Genomic DNA, 18,411 nt, shown 5'->3' with positions numbered 1-18,411 from the left:
GTACAAACGTACAAGTCGCTGCCGCTTCTGCCAACGGTGATCTGGGCCACCACCACTCATGACCGATTCGCGCCTGCCACCCAGCGAAGACAGCTCCCGCCGGTGTCGACCACCGAAGAACAGCCCGGCCGGCCCGATGGAGACGCGCCAGCTGCACCGGGCGAGACTCCAAGCCGACGGCGGGATGGGCCGGAAAGCAGCGGGCAGCGTGGGGCCGCCAAGAGCCCGTCGGCACGTCCATCAACCAAGGACTGTCGCCTGCTCAGAAGGAGCTGAGCCGCGCCCGACGCGGAACGAAGTGGTGGTCGCCCGGCCCGGATTCGGGCCGGTCAGCGGACGAAGGGCGCTGAGGCTTCTGCGGGAGGAGAGGGCGGTGGTGGAGCCGTGGCGCCAGCCAGGTCATCGACAACCAGGATTTCAACCCGGGCAATTCGGGTTGGTATGTGGAGGGCGGCGAAGGTGTGTGCCGAAGTTCTCCACCGGCGGTCTGCTCGCCGAGCTACTCATGGCCGAGTGCCGCGGGAGCGGCAAACCTGCACGCCGAGGCCTGGGCGTCGGAGTCCGGCCGGCTGCGTAGGGGACGCCGGGTGGGTCAGGGTGGCGGACGTGAAGCGGGTCGCCCTGTGTGGTGGGGCTGTCGTCGGAGACGGCTTGCTCCGGTTCGGTGGTGGCGAGGTGTGCCGAGTCGTCGCTGGTCGGCGTCGCGTGGTCGGTGGTGGCCGCGGCGTAGGTCAGCTCGGTGGTGGCGTAGGCGACGGCGGGCGGTTCCTCGACGAGTGGTTCGCCGTCGCGCGGGCGGATCATGCGGTGCGACGGAGCCCCGGCCGGCACGCCATCGTGTGAAGCCGTGGCGGACCCGGAGCCTGGCGTTGTGTCGGTGGCGGCGGCTCGGCGGCGGCGGAGTTCGGTGGGGAGGACCAACAGGGCGATCAGGACGCCGGCGCCGCCGACGGCTACGAAGCCCCAGGGCGGGGAGAAGTGGTCGGCCGCGAAGCCGGCGATCGGGCCGCCCAGGGCGACGCCCACCGTGAGCGACGAGTTGTGCAGGCCCATGGCCTCGCCGCGGGCGCCGGCCGGGATCATGCGGCTGATCGCGTCGGCCGTGGCGGTGATCAGCGGGGCACAGAGGGCGCCGGCCGGGATCAGCAGCAGAGCTATCAGCCACCAGTGGGCGCTGCCCAGGCCGACCAGCGATGTCGCGACGGCCAGCGGGACGAGCAGGACCACCGGCGGCAGCGGGCGGTGGATCACGCCGTACGCGAAGCCGCCCAGCAGCGAATAGAACGCCCACAGCGTCATGACCAGGCCCGCCCACCCCAGTTCGCCGTGGCCGCGCAGCACGGCCACCAGCGCGACGTCGGTGCCGGACAGGACCAGGGTCGCTGCCATCGTCACGAGTAGCAGGGCGACGAAACGGGGCGTGAGCCAGCTGCGCCGGGGCACCCGCTCGCCGGCCGTGATGGGCGCCTCGTGCGCGGCCCGGACCGGCGGGTTGAGCAGCCACAGCCCGACACCCGAGAGCAGGATGCCGACAGCGAGGCCGAGCATGGCCCAGCGCGGGCCGGCGGTGGTGGCGATCAGCACGCCCAGCGCGGGGCCGGCCATGAACGACAGCTCGGTGGAGATCGAGTCGAGCGCGAAGGCGGGCAGGCGCTGGGCCTCGGGCGTGAGCGCGCTGATCGACTGGCGGGCGACCGAGAACGCCGGCAGGGCCAGGAAGCCGCCGATCAGGGCCATGGCCAGCAGGGACCAGTAGGGCACGGCCTGGGCCAGCGACCAGAAGATCACCTCGGCCACCGTGGTGAGCACGAGGATCGGGCGCAGGCCGCGGCGGTCGATCAGGCGGCCCATGACGGGAGCGCCGAACGAGCCGCCGACGGTGAACGCGGCGCCGATCAGGCCGGCCGCGCCGTAGCCCCGGCCGAGGTCGGTGACCACGTGCAGGGTGAGCACGACGGCGCCGGCCGCGATCGGGATGCGGGCCAGCGTCGCCACGGCCAGCAGGGATCTGATGCCGGGCAGGGCGAGGGTGTCTCGGTAAGGCTTGAGAAGCATGTGGTTCCTGACCTCCGGGGCTCATCCTGCCCCGGGGGTGCGACAAAAAACCAACTACTTGATCAAGCAGAAATCAGGACGAGACGACGGGCTCCCCGGTGGTTTCGATCGACGCCGCCTTGAGCTGTTCGAGCGCGGCCGCCGTCGTGCCGGCCGCGACACCGGCCGTGAGCTCCAGCAACACGGTCGTGTCGAAGCCCTCGGCCTTGGCGTCGAGCGCCGTAGCGCGCACGCAATGGTCGGTGGCGATGCCCACCAGTTCGACTTCCGTCACATTCCGCTCGCGCAGCCACGCGGCGAGGGTCTCGCCGTTCTCGCTCCTGCCCTCGAAGCCCGAGTAGGCCGCCTGGTGCTCGCCCTTGCGGAAGATCGCCTCGATGCGGTCGGTGGCCAGCTCGGGGTGGAAGTCGGCGCCGCCCGAGCCGACCACGCAGTGCGGCGGCCAGCTGTCGACGTAGTCCGGGTGGTCGCTGAAGTGGGCGCCCGGGTCGACGTGGTAGTCCTTGGTGGCGACGACGTGGTCCCACCGGTCGCCCGCCCTGCTCAGCACCAGCGAGATGCCCGCGGCGACGGCGGCGCCGCCGGTGACGGCCAGCGAGCCGCCCTCGCAGAAGTCGTTCTGGACGTCGACGATGATCAGCGCTCGTGTCACGGGACAACCCCTAGCTGGTCGGGACGATGGTGACGGGGATGGCCGGGTCGCCGGCCGAGAGCTTGAGACCCTCCCACGGTATCGAGATCAGGCCCTGCCGCAGGTGCTCGCGCGACTCTTGCAGCGTCGGCAGCTCGACCACCTCGCCGCCGGCGACGAACGAGCGCTGGAGCAGCCGGTCGTTGGCGGCGTGGTCGGGCACGCCCTGCGACACGATGATCTCTTCGGTGGCCGTGCCGGTGGGCTTGTGCCGGCGTACGGCGGTCTTGCGGCCGCCGACGGTCGCCTTGTTCTCGGAGCGTTTGACGACCGGGCGGCCCTCGACCTCGACCAGCTTGTAGACCAGCCCGGCGGTGGGCGCGCCGGAGCCGGTGACCACCGCGGTGCCGGCGCCGTACATGTCGACCGGCTCGGCGGCGAGCGTGGCGATCGCGTACTCGTCCATGTCGCCGGAAACGACGATCTTGGTCTCGGTGGCGCCGAGCGAGTCGAGCAGCTCGCGCGAGTGCTGGGCCAGCACCGAGAGGTCGCCCGAGTCGATCCGGACGGCCCGCAGGTCGGGGCCGGCCACGGCGATCGCGTTCCGGATGCCCTGGCCGATGTCGTACGTGTCGACCAGCAGCGTCGTGTTCTTGCCGAGGGCGGCCACCTGGGAGGCGAACGCGGCCGGCTCGTCGTCGTGGAGCAGCGTGAACGCGTGGGCCGACGTGCCGGTGGTCGGGATGCCGTAGCGGGCGCCCGCCGCGAGGTTGGAGGTCGACGCGAACCCGGCCAGGTAGGCGGCCCGGGCGGCGGCGATCGCGGAATCCTCGTGCGTACGCCGGGAGCCCATCTCGATGATGGGCCGGCCCCGCGCCGCGGTGACCATACGGGCCGCGGCCGAGGCGATCGCGGAGTCGTGGTTGAGCACCGAGAGGATCAGCGTCTCGAGCACCACACACTCGGCGAACGTGCCGCTGACGGTCAGGATCGGGGAGCCCGGGAAGAAGAGCTCACCCTCGGCGTACCCGTCGATGTCGCCCGTGAAGCGGTAATCGGCCAGCCACCGGGCGGTCGTCTCGTCGACGATGCCGGCCCCTCGCAGGAAGTCGATCTCGGCCGGGCCGAACCGGAAGTTCCCGATCAGCTCGACCAGCCGGCCCGGCCCGGCCACCACGCCGTAGCGCCGGCCGCTGGACAGGCGCCGGGCGAAGACCTCGAAGACGCACTGCCGGTCGGCCGTGCCGTCCTGAAGGGCGGCGCTGACCATGGTCAGCTCGTACTGATCGGTCATCAGCGCGGGGGCGTAGGTGTTCACGGAACCCACCCTATTGCGCCCGACGGCCCCTTACGAACCGCGTCCTGACCTGCGGTTCGGTGTTCCGGTTCACCAATGCGGCAAAACCGGTGGCAACATGGTGGGCATGGCGCTGCCACAGGTCGCTCCCATCGAGAGCCCAGAGATCGAGGAGGCACCCGCTGACGACCGGCCGTGGGTGACGATCGTCTGGGATGATCCGGTCAACCTCATGTCGTACGTGACCTGGGTTTTTCAGAAGCTCTTCGGCTACTCGAAGGAGAAAGCCGAGGCGCTGATGCTCGACGTGCACACGAAAGGCCGGGCGGTGGTCAGCTCGGGTGCGCGTGAGCGCATGGAGATGGACGCCAATCAGCTGCACGGATACGGTCTCTGGGCGACGGTTGACCGGGACTGAACACCGCGGGAGAGGGCAGATGTTCCGACGCAACGGCAGCACGTGCGTGGCCACGTTCGCGGTCGACGAGGTGCGCGTCCTGCGCAAGGTCGCCGGTGAAGTGGTCGGCCTGCTGACCGACGGCATGGATCACACCGATCCGGTCGTCAGCCGGCTTTTCCCCGACATCTATCCGGACCGGCCGGACGATTCGGAGGAGTTCCGCCTCTATACCGAGGGGGAGCTCAAGACCGGCAAGATCGACCAGGCCGGGGCCATTCTCGCCGCCCTCCCCGACGAGGGCGAGGGTGAGGTTCGTCTCGACGGCGAGGCTGCCGAGGCCTGGCTGCGGGCGATCAACGACGCTCGGCTGGCCATGGGCACCCGGCTCGACATCCAGGCCGACACCGACCTGGGCGCCGAGCTCGACGACGCAGTGCTGCACGACCCGGGTTCCAGCCGCGTGTTCCAGCTGAGCGTGTACGCCTACCTCGGCTACCTGCAGGAGTCGCTGCTCAACGCGCTGCCCGAAATCGAGTGAGCGCCGCCACGCCGGGCTCTCCGCATTCTCACGGTAATGTGAACAGCGTGCTGACCATCGACAGCGCGATCGTCGACGCGATCGTCGCCCACGCCCGCCGGGATCACCCCGACGAGGCCTGTGGCGTCATCGCCGGCCCGATCGGCAGCGACCTGCCGACCCGGCTCATCCCGATGGACAACGCCGCCCGGTCGATGACGTTCTACGAGTTCGACTCCATGGAACAGTTGCGCGTCTGGCGCGAGATGGACGACAACGACGAGGAGCCGGTGGTCATCTACCACTCGCACACGGCCACCGAGGCCTACCCGTCGCGCACCGACATCTCGTTCGCCGGCGAGCCCGGCGCCCACTATGTGCTCGTTTCCACGCGCGAGAGCGACTCCGAGGAGATTCGATCGTTCCGCATAGTGGACGGCGTGGTGACCGAGGAAGAGATCAACATCGTGGATGCAACGGTGGACGCGTGATGGCGAGCGCTGTGCAGTCGTACATGTTCGGGCAGAGCCCGGTGTCGGTCTTCTACGAGTGTCGCTGAGGACACTTGAGCTCTAGCGGGCTCAATCCGTAGACGACCCTGCCCTCAGTTCGACCTTCCTTCTTTGGAGCATTCACAGCCATGGCTATCGAAGTTCGCGTTCCCACCATCCTGCGCAGCTACACCGGCGGCGCCAAGACTGTCGAGGGCGCCGGCGAGACGCTGACCGCGCTGATCGACGACCTGGACGCCAAGCACAAGGGCCTCAAGGGGCGCCTGATCACCCCCGAGGGCAGCCTGCACCGCTTCGTCAACATCTACGTCAACGACGAGGACGTCCGCTTCCTGGGCGCGCTCGACGCCAAGCTCAGCGACGGTGACTCGATCACCATCCTGCCCGCCGTGGCCGGCGGCGCCCTGGGTTTCGCGGCGGCGGCCGCCCTGCTCGGGCGCCCGTCCAACCACGTTGCTGCCGCTGTCTCGACCAAAGGCTGAGCTGACGATGGCTCGCTACGAGAGCCTGCTTGACGCCTTGGGGGGCACGCCGCTGGTCGGCCTGCCCCGCCTCTCGCCGTCGGTGCCCGAGGGGGCGCCGGCGGTGCGGCTCTGGGCCAAGCTGGAAGACCGCAATCCGACCGGCAGCATCAAGGACCGGGCGGCGTTCTACATGGTGCGCGAGGCGGAGGAATCCGGTCACCTGCACCCGGGCGACACCATTCTCGAGCCGACCAGCGGCAACACCGGCATCGCCCTGGCCATGGTGGCCAAGCTGCGCGGCTACCGCCTGGTCTGCGTGATGCCCGAGAACGTCTCGGCCGAACGGATTCAACTGCTTCGCATGTACGGCGCCGAGATCCTGTTCTCGCCGGCGGCGGGCGGCTCCAACCAGGCCGTCGCCACCGCCAAGCAGGTCGCCGCCGAGCATCCGGACTGGAAGATGCTGTACCAGTACGGCAACCCGGCCAACGCCCGCGCGCACTTCGAGACCACCGGCCCCGAGCTGCTGCAGGATCTGCCCACGATCACCCACTTCGTGGCCGGCCTGGGCACGACGGGCACGCTGATGGGCACCGGCCGCTTCCTGAAGGAAAAGGCCGACGGCATCCAGATCATCGCGGCCGAACCGCGCTACGGCGAGCTGGTCTACGGGCTCCGCAACATCGACGAGGGCTACGTCCCCGAGCTGTACGACGCCAGCGTGCTCGACCGCCGCTTCTCGGTCGGCACCCGCGACGCCGTGCTCCGCACCCGCCAGCTCGTCGAGGTCGAGGGCATCTTCGCCGGCTTCTCCAGTGGCGCGATCCTGCACGCCGCGCTGGCCGTGGCCCACGAGGCGGTCAAGGCCGGCCGCCGCGCCGATGTCGCCTTCGTGATCGCCGACGGTGGCTGGAAATACCTCTCGACCGGCGCCTACGGCGGCACGCTCAACGACGCCGAAGAGGCCCTCGAAGGGCAGCTCTGGGCATAGGGCCTAGCCCTAGTAAAGGACCGCAATCAGAATGTCGACTGTCAGTGGCCCGGCTGCGCAAGCGAGCAGGAGCCACGGCAGGAAGGCGCGGTGGATCGACAGGAACGCGCCGACCGTGAGAGCAATGCTCAGCAATCCGAATAGCGCGAGCGTCGGCACATACCAGAACGGCGCCCCGCCCAGCAGCGTGACAAATGCGAGCGCTCCCACGGCGACTGCGGCGAAGCCGAGAGCGGCTGCCCCTACAGCCATGGTCAGAAGGCGGGCCGTGCTGGGTGCGGGGTCATCGGGGGCAGGAAAACGGAAAAGCGTCTCATCGTCGTCCAGGCCCGCTCGCGCCGGTGTACTCTCCCACCCACCGAACGGCATGATCTCCGCCGCCTCGGTGCGCGTGGTGCGGTCTTTCTGGACCGTGGTCACGCTGCCTCCGTCTGTTCCGTCCTCTGAAGTCCTCGCTTTGTGCAACGCAAACGACTCACCGGACGTAACGGGAATTGCGTTAATGGTCGAGGTCACGGGCGGTGTGATGTACGTTGTCGATTTAGCGACAAATCGATCAGACGTTTACATGGCGCGTAGGCCCCGGCGTACGCTTCGCTCCGTGATTGACTGGTCTGAACAGTTCAGCACGGACCGGTCGGGCGGGGCCTGTTCGACCCAGCGTGAGTCAGAGGGACCCGCATGCGACTGACCGTTCTCGGCTGTGCCGGCAGTTTTCCCGGCCCCGAGTCGGCTTGTTCCGCCTATCTCGTCGAGGCTGAGGGATTCCGGCTGCTCATCGACTTCGGATCGGGTTCGCTGTCCGCGCTTCAGCGCTACTCCGACATGAACTCGATCGACGCGATCATCCTGACCCACCTGCACTGCGATCACATGCTGGACGCCTGCACCTACATCGTCGTCCGGCGCTACGACCCGGCCGGCCCGCTAACGCCGGTGCCGGTCTATGCCCCGCTCGGCGCGGCCGAACGCATCTCCTCGGCGTACAGCCAGGAGAACGAGACGGTCGACGATGTCTACACGTTCTACGGTCTGCAGCCGGGCACGTTCCCGATCGGTCCCTTCATGATCACCGTCGACCGGGTCAACCATCCCATCGAGACGTACGGCGTCCGGATCGAGCACGCTGGGCGAGTGCTCGCGTACTCCTCGGACACGGCGCCGTGCGAGCCGCTGCTGCGACTCGCCGCGGGTGCGGATTTGTTTTTGTGTGAGGCGAGTTACGCCGACGGCGCCGACAACCCGCCTGGCCTGCACCTGACCGGCGGCGAGGCGGGCGAGGCGGCGACCAAGGCGGACGTCGGTAAACTGCTGCTGACCCATCTCGTGCCCGCGTGGGTCTCGGAGGCATCTATTGTGGATGCCGCCGTGGCCGCGTTTACCGGACCGGTTGAGGTCGTGCGTCCAGGTGCCCGTTACGATCTCTGAGTCCTGGGCCGGGCGGGGGTGCGGTCCGAGCACGGGAGCACCCAGCGAATCGTGATCTTGGAGTTGTTGCATGCGCATTGTTCGCCTGGCCAACTTCGTGACAGCCCATTCGGGTGGCCTGCGGACCGCGCTTCGTAATCTCGGCGAGGGCTATCAGCGCGCCGGGCACGAAGCGGTGCTGATCGTTCCCGGACGTGAGCGCTCCGACAAAATGACCTCGCAGGGCCGCGTGATCACGCTGCCCAGCGCCCCGCTGCCGCGCACCGGCGGCTACCGCGTGATGACCGGCCGGCGCGAGCTCACCCAGCTGCTCGAGGACCTCGAGCCCGACCGCCTCGAGGTCTCCGACCGCACCAGCCTGCGCTGGACGGGCGGCTGGGCCCGGCAGCGCGGCGTCGGCTCGATGATGGTCTCGCACGAGAGCCTGGCCGGCCTCCTCGGCGTCTGGGGCGTGCCCAAGCGCGACGCTCTGGCCGACAAGTTCAACCTGCGGACGGCCGAGTTCTTCGATCAGATCATCTGCACCACCTCGTTCGCGGCGGCCGAATTCCGGCGGCTGGGCGTGCCCAATCTGACCGAGGTGCCGCTCGGTGTCGACCTCGACGGATTCCACCCGTCCCGGTGGGACGAGAGCATCCGCGAGCGCTACGCCCGTCCCGGCGAGCTGCTGATCGCCTTCGCCAGCCGGCTCTCCGGGCAGAAGCGCCCCGAGCTCGCCGTGGACACGATCGCCGCGCTGCGCAACGACAAGGTGCCCGCCGTGCTCGCCGTGGCCGGAGACGGCGTACGGCGGGCCGCGCTGGCCTACCGTGCGGCCCGCCTGCCGGTCCGCTTCACCGGCCACCTCGCCGACCGCGCCGCCGTGGCCGGGCTACTCGCCAGCGCCGACGTCGTGCTGGCCCCCGGTCCGGTCGAGACGTTCGGCATGACCGCCCTCGAGGCGCTGGCCTGCGGCACACCGGTCGTGGTGAACGAGACGAGCGCCCTGCCCGAGGTCGTGGGGGAGGCCGGCGTCGCGGTGCCGGGCACGCCCGAGGCCTTCGCCGCGGGCGTACGCGGCCTGATGGAACGCCCGGAGCAGGAGCGTCGCGCCGCCGCCCGCGCCCGGGCCGAGAACTTCGGCTGGCCGCAGGCGGTCGACGGCTTCCTGCGGGCCCACGGCGCGCTGCCCGAGGTGGCGCTGGCCGGCCGCAAGCGCCCCACCACGGTGCTGCGCCCGGCTGTGCCCCGGCCGGCCGGTCCCACGCTCGGATAGTTATCCACAGGCGTGGGGCGGGCGCAGCGGTCCGGTCGTCGGCCTAATAAGGTTTGGGCATGGCACGCCCCGACGGCCGCGAGGCCGACCAACTGCGCCCGGTGACCCTCACGCGGAACTGGAGCATCCACCCCGAGGGGTCGGTGCTCGTAGAGTTCGGCAACACCCGGGTTCTCTGCACCGCCAGCGTCACCGAGGGCGTGCCGCGCTGGCGCAAGGGCTCCGGGCTGGGCTGGGTCACGGCGGAATACTCGATGCTGCCCCGCGCCACCAACACCCGCGGCGACCGCGAGAGCATCAAGGGCAAGGTCGGCGGCCGTACGCACGAGATCTCCCGCCTGATCGGCCGCAGCCTGCGCGCCTGCATCGACCTCAAGGCCCTGGGCGAGAACTCGATCGTCCTCGACTGCGACGTCCTGCAGGCCGACGGCGGCACCCGCACGGCCGCCATCACGGGCGCCTACGTGGCCCTGCACGACGCGGTGGGCTGGCTGGCCGAGCGCAAGTCCCTGGCCGGCCGGGTCGACAAGGTCATGCACCGTTCGATCCAGGCCGTCAGCGTCGGCATCATCGACGGCCAGCCCCGCCTCGACCTGATGTATACCGAAGACGTCAAGGCCGAGGTCGACATGAACGTGGTCTGCACCGGCGACGGTGACTTCGTCGAGGTGCAGGGCACGGGGGAGGACGGCGTCTTCCGCCGCGACCAGCTCGACGCGCTGCTCGACCTGGCCGTCGCCGGCTGCGCCGACCTGGCCGCCGCCCAGCAGAAGGCGCTGGCCGCATGAGCGCCAAGCTGCTGCTGGCCACGGCCAACCAGAAGAAGCTGGCCGAACTCCAGCGCATCCTCGACTCGTCGCTCGGCGCCAACCGCATCGCGCTGGTCGGCCTGACCGAGTTCGAGGGCTATCCCGACGTGCCCGAGACGGGGCTGACGTTCGGCGAGAACGCGCTGATCAAGGCCCGCGAGGGCGCCAAGCGCACCGGGCTGCCCACGGTGGCCGACGACTCGGGTCTCGCGGTCGACGCGCTCAGCGGCATGCCCGGCGTGTTCAGTGCCCGCTGGTCCGGCCGGCACGGCGACGACCAGGCCAATCTCGAGCTGGTGCTCGCCCAGATCTCCGACGTGGCGGACGAGCAGCGCGGCGGCGCCTTCGTCTGCGCGGCGGCGCTGGTGCTGCCCAACGGCCGCGAGCATCTGGTCGAGGGCCGCCAGCCCGGGCGCATTCTGCGGGCCGGGCGCGGCGAGGGCGGCTTCGGCTACGACCCGATCTTCCTGGGCGACGGCCAGAGCCGCACCAACGCCGAGTTGTCGCCCGCCGAGAAGGACGCGATCAGCCACCGGGGCAAGGCGTTCCGCGAGCTTTCCAAGGTGATCGCCCGTGAGGTGACGAACTGACCCGGAGGCTCTCAGGAAGCTGTCAACAAGCTGAGACATGCTTGCGGGAGCGCCTGCCGAAATCGACTGGGGGAACTCTCATGCAGCTCCGGTTCGCCGCTATCGTCGCGGCCACAGCGCTGGTGGGTCTCTCCGTGCTCTTCGCGAGCGAGCCGGTGAGCGCCCCCAGCCAGATCGCGGCGGCCAAGACGTTCGTCGTGGTCGAGCCCGAGGTCAACGACTGCCCCTGGAAGGCAGGCACCGACCCCGCCGCCTGATCAGCGCTGACCGCGGGGCCGGGCGCCGGTTCTGCCTCCAGCACCGGCCGCGCCGCCGGTGCGCAAGACCGCCTCAGCCCGGTCACGACGGATCGGGCGGCGGTTGCTCATCGGAGCGGGCCGATGGCGTCCTCGATCGCGGCTCGCAAGGCGCGGGCGGCGACGACCGCGCGGGCCTCCTCGAGGGCCGGGGCCAAGAACAGGTCGGGGCCGGGGCGGCCCGCGGAGGCTTCCAGGGCGGCGATCGCGGCCCGGCCCGCGGCCGAGGGCACGAGCGGTTCGCGCAGCTGCAGGCCGCGTACGGCGGAAAGCAACTCGACGGCCAGCAGGCTGGTCAGGTTGTCGAGGACCGTGCGCAGCTTCTTGGTGGCGGCCCAGCCCATCGAGACGTGGTCCTCCTGCATGCCGCTCGTGGGCAGCGAGTCGACCGAGGCCGGTGCGGCCAGGCGGCGGTTCTCGGCGACGATGCCGGCCGCCGTGTACTGGGCGATCATCAGGCCGGAGTTGACGCCCGCGTCGGGCGAGAGGAACGGCGGCAGCTCACGGGAGCGGGTCACGTCGAGCAGGCGGTCGACGCGGCGCTCGGCGATCGCGCCCACCTCGGCGGCCGCGATGGCCAGGAAGTCGGCGGCGAAGCCGAGCGGGGCGCCGTGGAAGTTGCCGGTCGACTCGACGCGGCCGTCGGGCAGCACGACCGGGTTGTCCACAACGGACACCAGCTCGCGGCTCGCCACCGTGCGCACGAAGTCGAGCGTGTCGCGGGCCGCGCCGGCCACCTGCGGGGCGCAGCGCATCGAGTACGCGTCCTGCACCGCGTGAGCCAGGTCGTCCCGGTGCGAGTCCATGATTGCCGAGCCCTGCAGCAGCTTCAGGATGTTGGCGGCCGACGCCGACTGGCCCGGGTGCGGCCGGATCTCGTGCAGCTCGGGCAGGAACGGACGCTCCGAGCCGAGCATCGCCTCGATCGCCAGCGCCGCGGTGACGTCGGCCATCGCGAACAGGTGCTCGGCGTCGTCGATCGCGAGCAGCAGCATGCCCAGCATGCCGTCGGTGCCGTTGATCAGGGCCAGGCCCTCCTTGGCCGCCAGCTCGAGCGGTTCCAGGCCGGCGGCGTGCAGGGCCTCGGCGGCGGCGATCCGCGCGCCGTCCTTGCCCATGACCCAGCCCTCGCCCAGCAGCACGATCGCGCAGTGGGCGAGCGGGGCCAGGTCGCCCGAGGCGCCGAGCGAGCCGTGCTCGGGCACCCACGGCGTGATGTCGTGGTTGAGCAGGTCGGCCAGGCCCTGGGCGAGCAGCGGGCGCACACCCGAGCGGCCCAGCGCCAGCGAGCGCAGGCGCAGCAGCATCATGGCCCGCACGACCTCGCGCGGCATGGGCGCGCCGATGCCCGCGGCGTGCGAGCGGATCAGCGCGTGCTGCAGCTCGGCGCGGCGTTCCGGGGCGATGGACGTGTTGGCCAGTGCGCCGAAGCCGGTCGACACCCCGTACACGGGACGGCCGGAGGCCTCGATCCGGTCGACGATCTCACGGCTGGTGGCCATGGCCGTGACGGTCTCGGTGGCGATCTCGACGCGGGCGTTACCGCGGGCGACCGCGAGCACATCGGCGGGGGTTACGCCGGTGGGCTGGACTACAACATTCATGACAGCAGGCCTTTAGTCGTGTCAGGGGCGGCGGCGGGGTAGTTGGACGGGATTCCGTTGTGCAGAACTTGCCGGATCAGGGGTACGCCGGGCCGGTAGGCCAGGTGCAGGTGAGACGGCGCGTCGAGCACCGTCAGGTCGGCTCGGGCGCCGGGGCGCAACCGTCCGATGTCGTCGCGGCGCAGCGTCTTCGCCCCGCCCGCCGTCGCCGCGTGCACGGCCTCGGCCGGGGTCATCCGCATGTCCCGGACGGCGAGCGCGATACAGAACGGCATCGACGACGTGTACGAGGAACCGGGGTTGCAGTCGGTAGCCAGTGCGACTGTGACACCGGTGTCGATCAGCCGGCGCGCGTCGGGATAGGGCGAGCGGGTTGAGAACTCGGCGCCCGGCAGCAAGGTCGCGACCGTCGCTGAGCCGGCCAGCGCGTCGACATCCGCGCTGCTCAGGTGCGTGCAGTGGTCGGCGCTGGCCGCACCCAGCTCGACCGCGAGCCGCACGCCCGGCCCCTCGGTCAACTGGTTCGCGTGCACGCGCAGGCCCAGGCCCCTCTGCTTACCCGCGGTGAGAATCGCGCGCGTCTGCTCCTCGTCGAACGCTCCGCGGTCACAGAAGACATCGACCCATTTCGCGTACGGGGCACAGGCCGCCAGCATCGAGCCGCGCACCAGGTCGACGTACTCGCCCGGGTCGCTGCCGGCCGGCACGACGTGCGCGCCCAGAAAGGTAGTCTCATCGCTCAGCTCGCGGGCGATCCGCAGCGATCGGGCTTCGTCCTCGACGTTCAGCCCGTACCCGCTCTTGATCTCGATCGTCGTGGTTCCCTGCCGGCGCGCCTCCGCGACCAGCCGGCCGGCGTTGCGCCGCAGGTCGTCGTCGCTCGCGGCCCGGGTCGCGGCGACCGTGGTGCGGATGCCGCCGCCGGTGTAGGGCTCGCCTGCCATCCGCGCGCCGAACTCGGCCGCCCGGTCACCGGCGAAGACCAGATGCGCGTGACTGTCCACAAAGCCCGGTAGCACGGCGCCGCCCCCGGCGTCGATCCGCTGGTCGGAGGCCGGAGCCTGCGCCGACGGCCCGATCCAGGCGATGCGATCACCCTCGACGACCACGGCGACGTCACGCCGCAGACCGAGCAGCCCCGCACCCTCGTCGTTGGTGACGAGCTCGCCGATGTTGTCGATCAAAATGCTCATGCGTGGCCATCCTCGGCGTGCGGAGTGACGCTTTGAGCGAGTCGTCCGCTGTCATTTGCGCGGCCGGTGTCGTTTTGAGCGAGTCGTCCGCTGTCATTTGCGCGCCCGGTGTCGTTTTGAGCGAGTCGTCCGCTGTCATTTGCGCGGGCGGTGTCGTTTTGAGCGAGCCGTCCGCCGCGCTGAGCGTTTGTGGTGCTGTCTTGAGCGCTGCGATCATCGGTCAGTTCGGCGATCGTTTCGGCCAGCGCTCGTGGCGCGTCGATCGTCTGGTGGTGGCCGTCGGCGACGATTACGCGGCCGTCGGCGATCACGTGGGTGATGTCGGCAGCGGTGGCGGCGAGGATTGCCTGCGCGGGATCGGTGCCGGCTGTGCGCACACTGTCGAGGCGTACGCAGACGAAGTCGGCTCGACGGCCCACGGCGATCTCACCGGCGTCGGGCCAGCCGATCGCGTCGTGATTGGCGGCCGCCGCGATCAGTTCGGCCGGTGTGAAGCGGCCACGCTGCTCGCTGGCCAGCCGGTCGTTCATCTCCAGGCCGCGCAGCTCCTCGAACTGGTCGATCACGGCGTGGCTGTCGCTGCCCAGGCTCAGGCTCGCGCCCGCTCCGGCGAGCCGCCGCGCCGGTCCGATGCCGTCAGCCAGGTCGCGCTCGGTGGTCGGGCAGAAGCACACGTGGTGACCGCCCAGGATGTCGATGTCGCGGTCGGTGAGGTGCGTCGCGTGCACGGCGACGGTGTCCTCGCGCCAGACGCCGTTGCGCTCGAGCAGTTCCGCGGGCGTGCAGCCGTACGCCGCCAGGGTTTGCTCGTTCTCCGCACGTTGCTCGGACAAGTGAACATGCACGGGCAGACCCGCGGTCCGGTCGGCGAAAGGCGCCATCGCTGATGCCGGAACGGCCCGCACCGAATGCAGTGCCGCGCCGATCCGCGCGTGCGGCCCGGAACGCAGGCCGGCGACCCGCCCGGACCAGCCGTCGAGGTCGCCGTCGCCGAAGCGGCGCTGCACGCCTTCGAGCGGCTTACCGTCCACAGTGGCCGTCAGATACAGCGTGTCCAGCAACGTGATCCGGATGCCGGCGTCGGCCGCCGCCTGAACGAGCGCGTGACCCATCGCGTTGGGATCGTCGTAGGGGACGCCGTCCGGGCCGTGATGGAGGTAGTGGAACTCGCCGACCGCGGTGATGCCGGACAGCGCCATCTCCGCATATACGGCCCGGGCCAACGCGTAGTAGCTGTCGGGATCGAGCCGGCCCGCCACGGAATACATGAGATCGCGCCAGGTCCAGAAGCTGCCGCCACCGGCGTGGGTGCGCCCGCGCAACGCCCGGTGGAAGGCGTGCGAGTGCGCATTGGCAAAGCCAGGCAGAACAAGGCCGGGCAGGCGGACGTCCGTGTCGGCAATTCGCGAGGCGCCGGGGAGACCGGACGAGGCGTTGGGTGGACCGCTTGAGGCCGGCGTGACGCTGGTGATCACGCCGTCGTGCACCTCGATGCGGACGTCCGCCGCCACCGAGGAGCCCGTCCAGGCGTACGAAGCGAGATAGACCGTCATGTGAGGTCGCCCAGCACCCGTGCGAGCGCGCTGATGCCGGCCACGCAGTCCGCCTCCTCAGCATGCTCGGCCGGCGAGTGCGAGATCCCCGTCGGGTTGCGCACGAACAACATGGCCGTCGGCACGTGGGCCGACAGCACCCCCGCGTCGTGCCCCGCGCCCGTCGGCAGAATCGGCACGTCGCCCAGCAGCGAGGCGATCCGCGCGGCGAGCGGCTTCTCGAACGTCACCTCGGCGCTGTACGACTCCGGGGTCACCGCGACCTCGGTGCCGTCCCGCCCGGCCCGGTCGTGGGCACGCTTGATCACGGCGTCGACCAGCACGTCGAGCGTGCCCGTCTCGGCCGCCCGCGCGTCCAGCCACGCGCGCACCAGCGACGGGATCGCGTTGGTGGCATTGGGTTCCACCTCGACCCGGGCCATCGTGGCGTGCGCCCCGGCCAGCCGGGCCTCCTTGTTGGCCGCCAACACCGTGTACGCGAAGGTCAGCATCGGGTCCCGCCGGTCCGTCATGCTCGTGGTGCCGGCGTGGTCGCCGATGCCGGTGAAGTCGAAGCGCCACCGCCCGTGCGGCCAGATCGCACTGGCCACCCCGACCGGCACCTCGAGCGCCCGGCCCTGCTCGATGTGCAGCTCCACCAGCGCGTTGATCCGGCCGGTGAGCCCGGGCAGGCGCCCGGCCGGCGTACCCCCGAGGGCCTCGCCGAACGTGATGCCCTCGCGGTCGGTCAGCGCGGCCGCCTGCTCGGGCTCGATCGCCCCGCTCAGCAGGCGCGATCCCAGGCAGGGCACGCCGAACCGGCCGCCCTCCTCCTCGACGAAGGCGACCACCGCGATCGGCCGCCGCGGCACCCGGCCCTGGCGGCGCATCTCGTCGATGGCGAGGAACGCGCTGACGATGCCGAGCGGGCCGTCGAAGCCCCCGCCGTGCGGCACCGAGTCGAAGTGCGAGCCGGTGAGCACCGCGTCGTGGCCCCACTGGTCGCCCCACCAGGCGAACAGGTTGCCGTTGCCGTCGTCGGTGACCGGCATGTCCCGGCGCGCGGCCTGGTTGCGGAACCAGTCGCGCAGCACGAGTTCGGGTTCGTCCAGCGCGTACCGCAGGTAGCCGCCGTTGCGGGCTCGCCCGATCGGCGCGATCCCGTTCCAGAGCTCGGCGAACGTCGCGGTCACGGAGCCTCCCGCCGCATCGGGAGGTGCACGCCCGCCGCGGCCTGCGACTCGTAACCCGCGTCGACGTGCCGCATCACCCCCGTGCCGGGGTCGTTGGTGAGCACCCGCTCGATCTTCTGCCCGGCCAGCGGCGTGCCGTCGGCCACGCAGACCTGCCCGGCGTGGATGGAACGGCCGATGCCCACGCCGCCGCCGTGGTGGATCGACACCCAGCTGGCCCCGCTGGCCGTGTTGAGCATCGCGTTCAGCAGCGGCCAGTCAGCGATCGCGTCGGAGCCGTCGAGCATCGATTCGGTCTCGCGGTAGGGCGAGGCGACGGAGCCCGAGTCGAGGTGGTCGCGGCCGATCACCAGCGGCGCCTTGAGCTCGCCCGAGGCGACCATGTCGTTGAACCGGACGCCGGCCTTGTCCCGCTCGCCGTAGCCCAGCCAGCAGATGCGGGCGGGCAGCCCCTGGAACGCGACGCGCTCCTCGGCCATCTTCATCCAGCGTGCCAGCGATTCGTTCTCGGGGAAGAGGTCGAGGATGGCCTTGTCGGTGGCGGCGATGTCGGCCGGGTCGCCCGAGAGCGCCGCCCAGCGGAACGGCCCCTTGCCCTCGGCGAAGAGCGGCCTGATGTATGCCGGTACGAAGCCCGGGAAGGCGAACGCGCGCTGATAGCCGGCCAACTGGGCCTCGCCGCGGATCGAGTTGCCGTAGTCGAACACCTCGGCCCCGGCGTCGAGGAACCCGACCATCGCGGCGACCTGCTTGGCCATGCTGCCGCGGGCGCGTTCGGTGAACTCCTCGGGCTTCTTGCGGGCGTACTCGGCGGCGTCGGCCAGCTCGATGCCGACCGGCAGGTACGAGAGCGGGTCGTGAGCGCTGGTCTGGTCGGTGACGACGTCGACCTCGACGCCGCGGGTGAGGATCTCGCCGAACACCAGCGCCGCGTTGCCGACAACCCCGATCGAGACGGCGCGCTTCTCGGCCTTCGCAGCCAGAGCGCGGGCCAGAGCATCGTCGAGGTCGTCGGCGATCTCGTCGAGGTAGCGGGTGTCGACCCGGCGCTGCAGACGGGTGCGGTCGACGTCGACGATCAAGCAGACGCCGCCGTTCATGGTGACCGCGAGCGGCTGAGCGCCACCCATGCCGCCGCAGCCACCGGTGAGGGTCAGCGTGCCGGCCAGCGTGCCGTTGAACCGCTTGGCAGCGACCGCGGCGAAGGTCTCGTACGTGCCCTGAAGGATTCCCTGGGTGCCGATGTAGATCCAGGACCCGGCAGTCATCTGGCCGTACATGGTCAGGCCCAGGTTCTCGAGGCGGCGGAACTCGGGCCAGTTCGCCCAGTCACCGACGAGGTTGGAGTTGGCGATCAGCACCCGGGGGGCCCATTCGTGCGTACGGAACACACCCACCGGACGACCCGACTGCACCAGCAGCGTCTCGTCGCCGTCCAACTCGTCGAGCTCCCGCACGATCGCGTGGTAGGACGGCCAGTCGCGCGCGGCCCGCCCGGTGCCGCCGTAGACCACCAGGTCCTCGGGGCGCTCGGCCACGTCCGGGTCGAGGTTGTTCATCAGCATCCGCTTGGCGGCCTCCTGCGGCCAGCCCTTCGCGGTGTACGCCGCGCCGCGTGGTGCCCGGATCTCCGACATCGTCGCC

Annotated in this window: 16 protein-coding genes and 3 pseudogenes; 10 read left to right on the top strand and 9 right to left on the bottom strand. The window is 70.7% G+C overall.

The window, feature by feature from the left end; translation table 11 throughout:
- Positions 1-864 precede the first annotated feature (864 nt).
- The 3 genes and pseudogenes from LXN57_RS24780 to LXN57_RS24770 all read right to left on the bottom strand — a co-directional run.
- Positions 865-2,055 (bottom strand): annotated as a pseudogene (locus LXN57_RS24780) (MFS transporter); the annotation flags it as partial.
- 73 nt (positions 2,056-2,128) lie between these two features.
- A complete protein-coding gene (locus LXN57_RS24775; RefSeq protein WP_251800566.1) occupies positions 2,129-2,707 on the bottom strand; it encodes an isochorismatase family protein in 579 nt (192 codons plus the stop codon).
- 10 nt (positions 2,708-2,717) lie between these two features.
- Entirely contained in the window at positions 2,718-4,004 is a 1,287-nt protein-coding gene (locus LXN57_RS24770) for a nicotinate phosphoribosyltransferase (RefSeq protein ID WP_251800565.1), read from the bottom strand.
- Positions 4,005-4,110: 106 nt separating this feature from the next.
- Here LXN57_RS24770 and clpS point away from each other — a divergent pair, with 106 nt between their 5' ends.
- The 5 genes and pseudogenes from clpS (at position 4,111) to LXN57_RS24745 (ending at position 6,867) form a co-directional block, all read left to right on the top strand.
- Positions 4,111-4,401 (top strand): ATP-dependent Clp protease adapter ClpS, encoded by a 291-nt coding sequence (clpS, locus tag LXN57_RS24765; RefSeq protein ID WP_221382937.1) that lies wholly within the window; start codon positions 4,111-4,113, stop codon positions 4,399-4,401.
- Positions 4,402-4,420: 19 nt separating this feature from the next.
- Positions 4,421-4,921 (top strand): DUF2017 domain-containing protein, encoded by a 501-nt coding sequence (locus LXN57_RS24760; RefSeq protein ID WP_221382910.1) that lies wholly within the window; start codon positions 4,421-4,423, stop codon positions 4,919-4,921.
- A gap of 47 nt (positions 4,922-4,968) precedes the next feature.
- Positions 4,969-5,459: pseudogene (locus tag LXN57_RS24755) on the top strand (M67 family metallopeptidase).
- Between the two features lie 81 nt (positions 5,460-5,540).
- On the top strand, positions 5,541-5,894 hold the full coding sequence (locus LXN57_RS24750; protein ID WP_251800563.1) for a MoaD/ThiS family protein: 354 nt from the start codon (positions 5,541-5,543) through the stop codon (positions 5,892-5,894).
- A gap of 7 nt (positions 5,895-5,901) precedes the next feature.
- The gene (locus LXN57_RS24745) at positions 5,902-6,867 is read left to right on the top strand and encodes a PLP-dependent cysteine synthase family protein (RefSeq protein ID WP_251800562.1); all 966 of its coding nucleotides are present in this window, start codon (positions 5,902-5,904) and stop codon (positions 6,865-6,867) included.
- Between the two features lie 9 nt (positions 6,868-6,876).
- On the opposite strand, the gene LXN57_RS24740 is transcribed toward LXN57_RS24745, so the two are convergent.
- Positions 6,877-7,287, bottom strand: coding sequence for a hypothetical protein (locus tag LXN57_RS24740; RefSeq protein WP_251800561.1), 411 nt, complete (start codon positions 7,285-7,287; stop codon positions 6,877-6,879).
- A 261-nt stretch (positions 7,288-7,548) separates the two neighbouring features.
- Here LXN57_RS24740 and LXN57_RS24735 point away from each other — a divergent pair, with 261 nt between their 5' ends.
- From LXN57_RS24735 to LXN57_RS24715, 5 genes are all read left to right on the top strand, one after another.
- Positions 7,549-8,295, top strand: a complete 747-nt coding sequence (locus LXN57_RS24735; protein WP_251800560.1) for an MBL fold metallo-hydrolase — start codon at positions 7,549-7,551, stop codon at positions 8,293-8,295.
- A gap of 70 nt (positions 8,296-8,365) precedes the next feature.
- Positions 8,366-9,550: a glycosyltransferase gene (locus LXN57_RS24730; RefSeq protein ID WP_251800558.1), complete on the top strand. Its 1,185-nt coding sequence runs from the start codon at positions 8,366-8,368 to the stop codon at positions 9,548-9,550.
- A 59-nt stretch (positions 9,551-9,609) separates the two neighbouring features.
- Complete coding sequence (gene rph, locus LXN57_RS24725) at positions 9,610-10,338, top strand: ribonuclease PH (RefSeq protein ID WP_251800557.1); 729 nt, start codon at positions 9,610-9,612, stop codon at positions 10,336-10,338.
- The gene (rdgB, locus tag LXN57_RS24720; protein WP_251800556.1) at positions 10,335-10,949 is read left to right on the top strand and encodes an RdgB/HAM1 family non-canonical purine NTP pyrophosphatase; all 615 of its coding nucleotides are present in this window, start codon (positions 10,335-10,337) and stop codon (positions 10,947-10,949) included. Before rph ends, rdgB begins: the two co-directional genes overlap by 4 nt.
- Before the next feature lie 80 nt (positions 10,950-11,029).
- Positions 11,030-11,206: a hypothetical protein gene (locus LXN57_RS24715; protein WP_251800555.1), complete on the top strand. Its 177-nt coding sequence runs from the start codon at positions 11,030-11,032 to the stop codon at positions 11,204-11,206.
- A 107-nt stretch (positions 11,207-11,313) separates the two neighbouring features.
- Here the strand turns inward: LXN57_RS24715 and hutH are convergent, their stop codons facing one another.
- The 5 genes and pseudogenes from hutH to hutU form a co-directional block, all read right to left on the bottom strand.
- Entirely contained in the window at positions 11,314-12,849 is a 1,536-nt protein-coding gene (gene hutH / locus LXN57_RS24710) for a histidine ammonia-lyase (RefSeq protein ID WP_251800554.1), read from the bottom strand.
- Entirely contained in the window at positions 12,846-14,042 is a 1,197-nt protein-coding gene (hutI, locus tag LXN57_RS24705; protein WP_251800553.1) for an imidazolonepropionase, read from the bottom strand. The genes hutH and hutI overlap by 4 nt, the downstream gene beginning before the upstream one ends.
- Positions 14,043-14,260: 218 nt before the next feature.
- Positions 14,261-15,595: pseudogene (locus LXN57_RS24700) on the bottom strand (formimidoylglutamate deiminase); the annotation flags it as partial.
- Positions 15,592-16,767 carry an allantoate amidohydrolase gene (locus LXN57_RS24695; RefSeq protein ID WP_251800552.1) on the bottom strand — a complete coding sequence of 392 codons (1,176 nt, stop codon included), beginning with the start codon at positions 16,765-16,767 and terminating at the stop codon, positions 15,592-15,594. The pseudogene LXN57_RS24700 and the gene LXN57_RS24695, both read right to left, overlap by 4 nt.
- Positions 16,764-18,404 (bottom strand): urocanate hydratase, encoded by a 1,641-nt coding sequence (gene hutU / locus LXN57_RS24690; RefSeq protein WP_251800551.1) that lies wholly within the window; start codon positions 18,402-18,404, stop codon positions 16,764-16,766. The genes LXN57_RS24695 and hutU overlap by 4 nt, the downstream gene beginning before the upstream one ends.
- Positions 18,405-18,411: the final 7 nt, after the last annotated feature.

It is taken from the genome of Paractinoplanes hotanensis (assembly GCF_023717965.1).
Classification (GTDB): domain Bacteria; phylum Actinomycetota; class Actinomycetes; order Mycobacteriales; family Micromonosporaceae; genus Actinoplanes; species Actinoplanes polyasparticus.
Note: the sequence above shows the minus strand (reverse complement) of the source record. Positions and strands in the feature narration are given on the sequence as shown.

What these genes read in the sequence shown, in the direction of transcription:
- LXN57_RS24730 (WP_251800558.1), top strand. Translation starts at nt 8,366, where the DNA reads ATGCGCATTGTTCGCCTGGCCAACTTCGTGACAGCCCATTCGGGTGGC.
- LXN57_RS24715 (WP_251800555.1), top strand. Translation starts at nt 11,030, where the DNA reads ATGCAGCTCCGGTTCGCCGCTATCGTCGCGGCCACAGCGCTGGTGGGT.
- hutU (WP_251800551.1), bottom strand. Translation starts at nt 18,404, where the DNA reads ATGTCGGAGATCCGGGCACCACGCGGCGCGGCGTACACCGCGAAGGGC.
- rdgB (WP_251800556.1), top strand. Translation starts at nt 10,335, where the DNA reads ATGAGCGCCAAGCTGCTGCTGGCCACGGCCAACCAGAAGAAGCTGGCC.
- clpS (WP_221382937.1), top strand. Translation starts at nt 4,111, where the DNA reads ATGGCGCTGCCACAGGTCGCTCCCATCGAGAGCCCAGAGATCGAGGAG.
- LXN57_RS24745 (WP_251800562.1), top strand. Translation starts at nt 5,902, where the DNA reads ATGGCTCGCTACGAGAGCCTGCTTGACGCCTTGGGGGGCACGCCGCTG.
- hutH (WP_251800554.1), bottom strand. Translation starts at nt 12,849, where the DNA reads ATGAATGTTGTAGTCCAGCCCACCGGCGTAACCCCCGCCGATGTGCTC.
- LXN57_RS24735 (WP_251800560.1), top strand. Translation starts at nt 7,549, where the DNA reads ATGCGACTGACCGTTCTCGGCTGTGCCGGCAGTTTTCCCGGCCCCGAG.
- rph (WP_251800557.1), top strand. Translation starts at nt 9,610, where the DNA reads ATGGCACGCCCCGACGGCCGCGAGGCCGACCAACTGCGCCCGGTGACC.
- LXN57_RS24750 (WP_251800563.1), top strand. Translation starts at nt 5,541, where the DNA reads ATGGCTATCGAAGTTCGCGTTCCCACCATCCTGCGCAGCTACACCGGC.
- LXN57_RS24760 (WP_221382910.1), top strand. Translation starts at nt 4,421, where the DNA reads ATGTTCCGACGCAACGGCAGCACGTGCGTGGCCACGTTCGCGGTCGAC.
- hutI (WP_251800553.1), bottom strand. Translation starts at nt 14,042, where the DNA reads ATGAGCATTTTGATCGACAACATCGGCGAGCTCGTCACCAACGACGAG.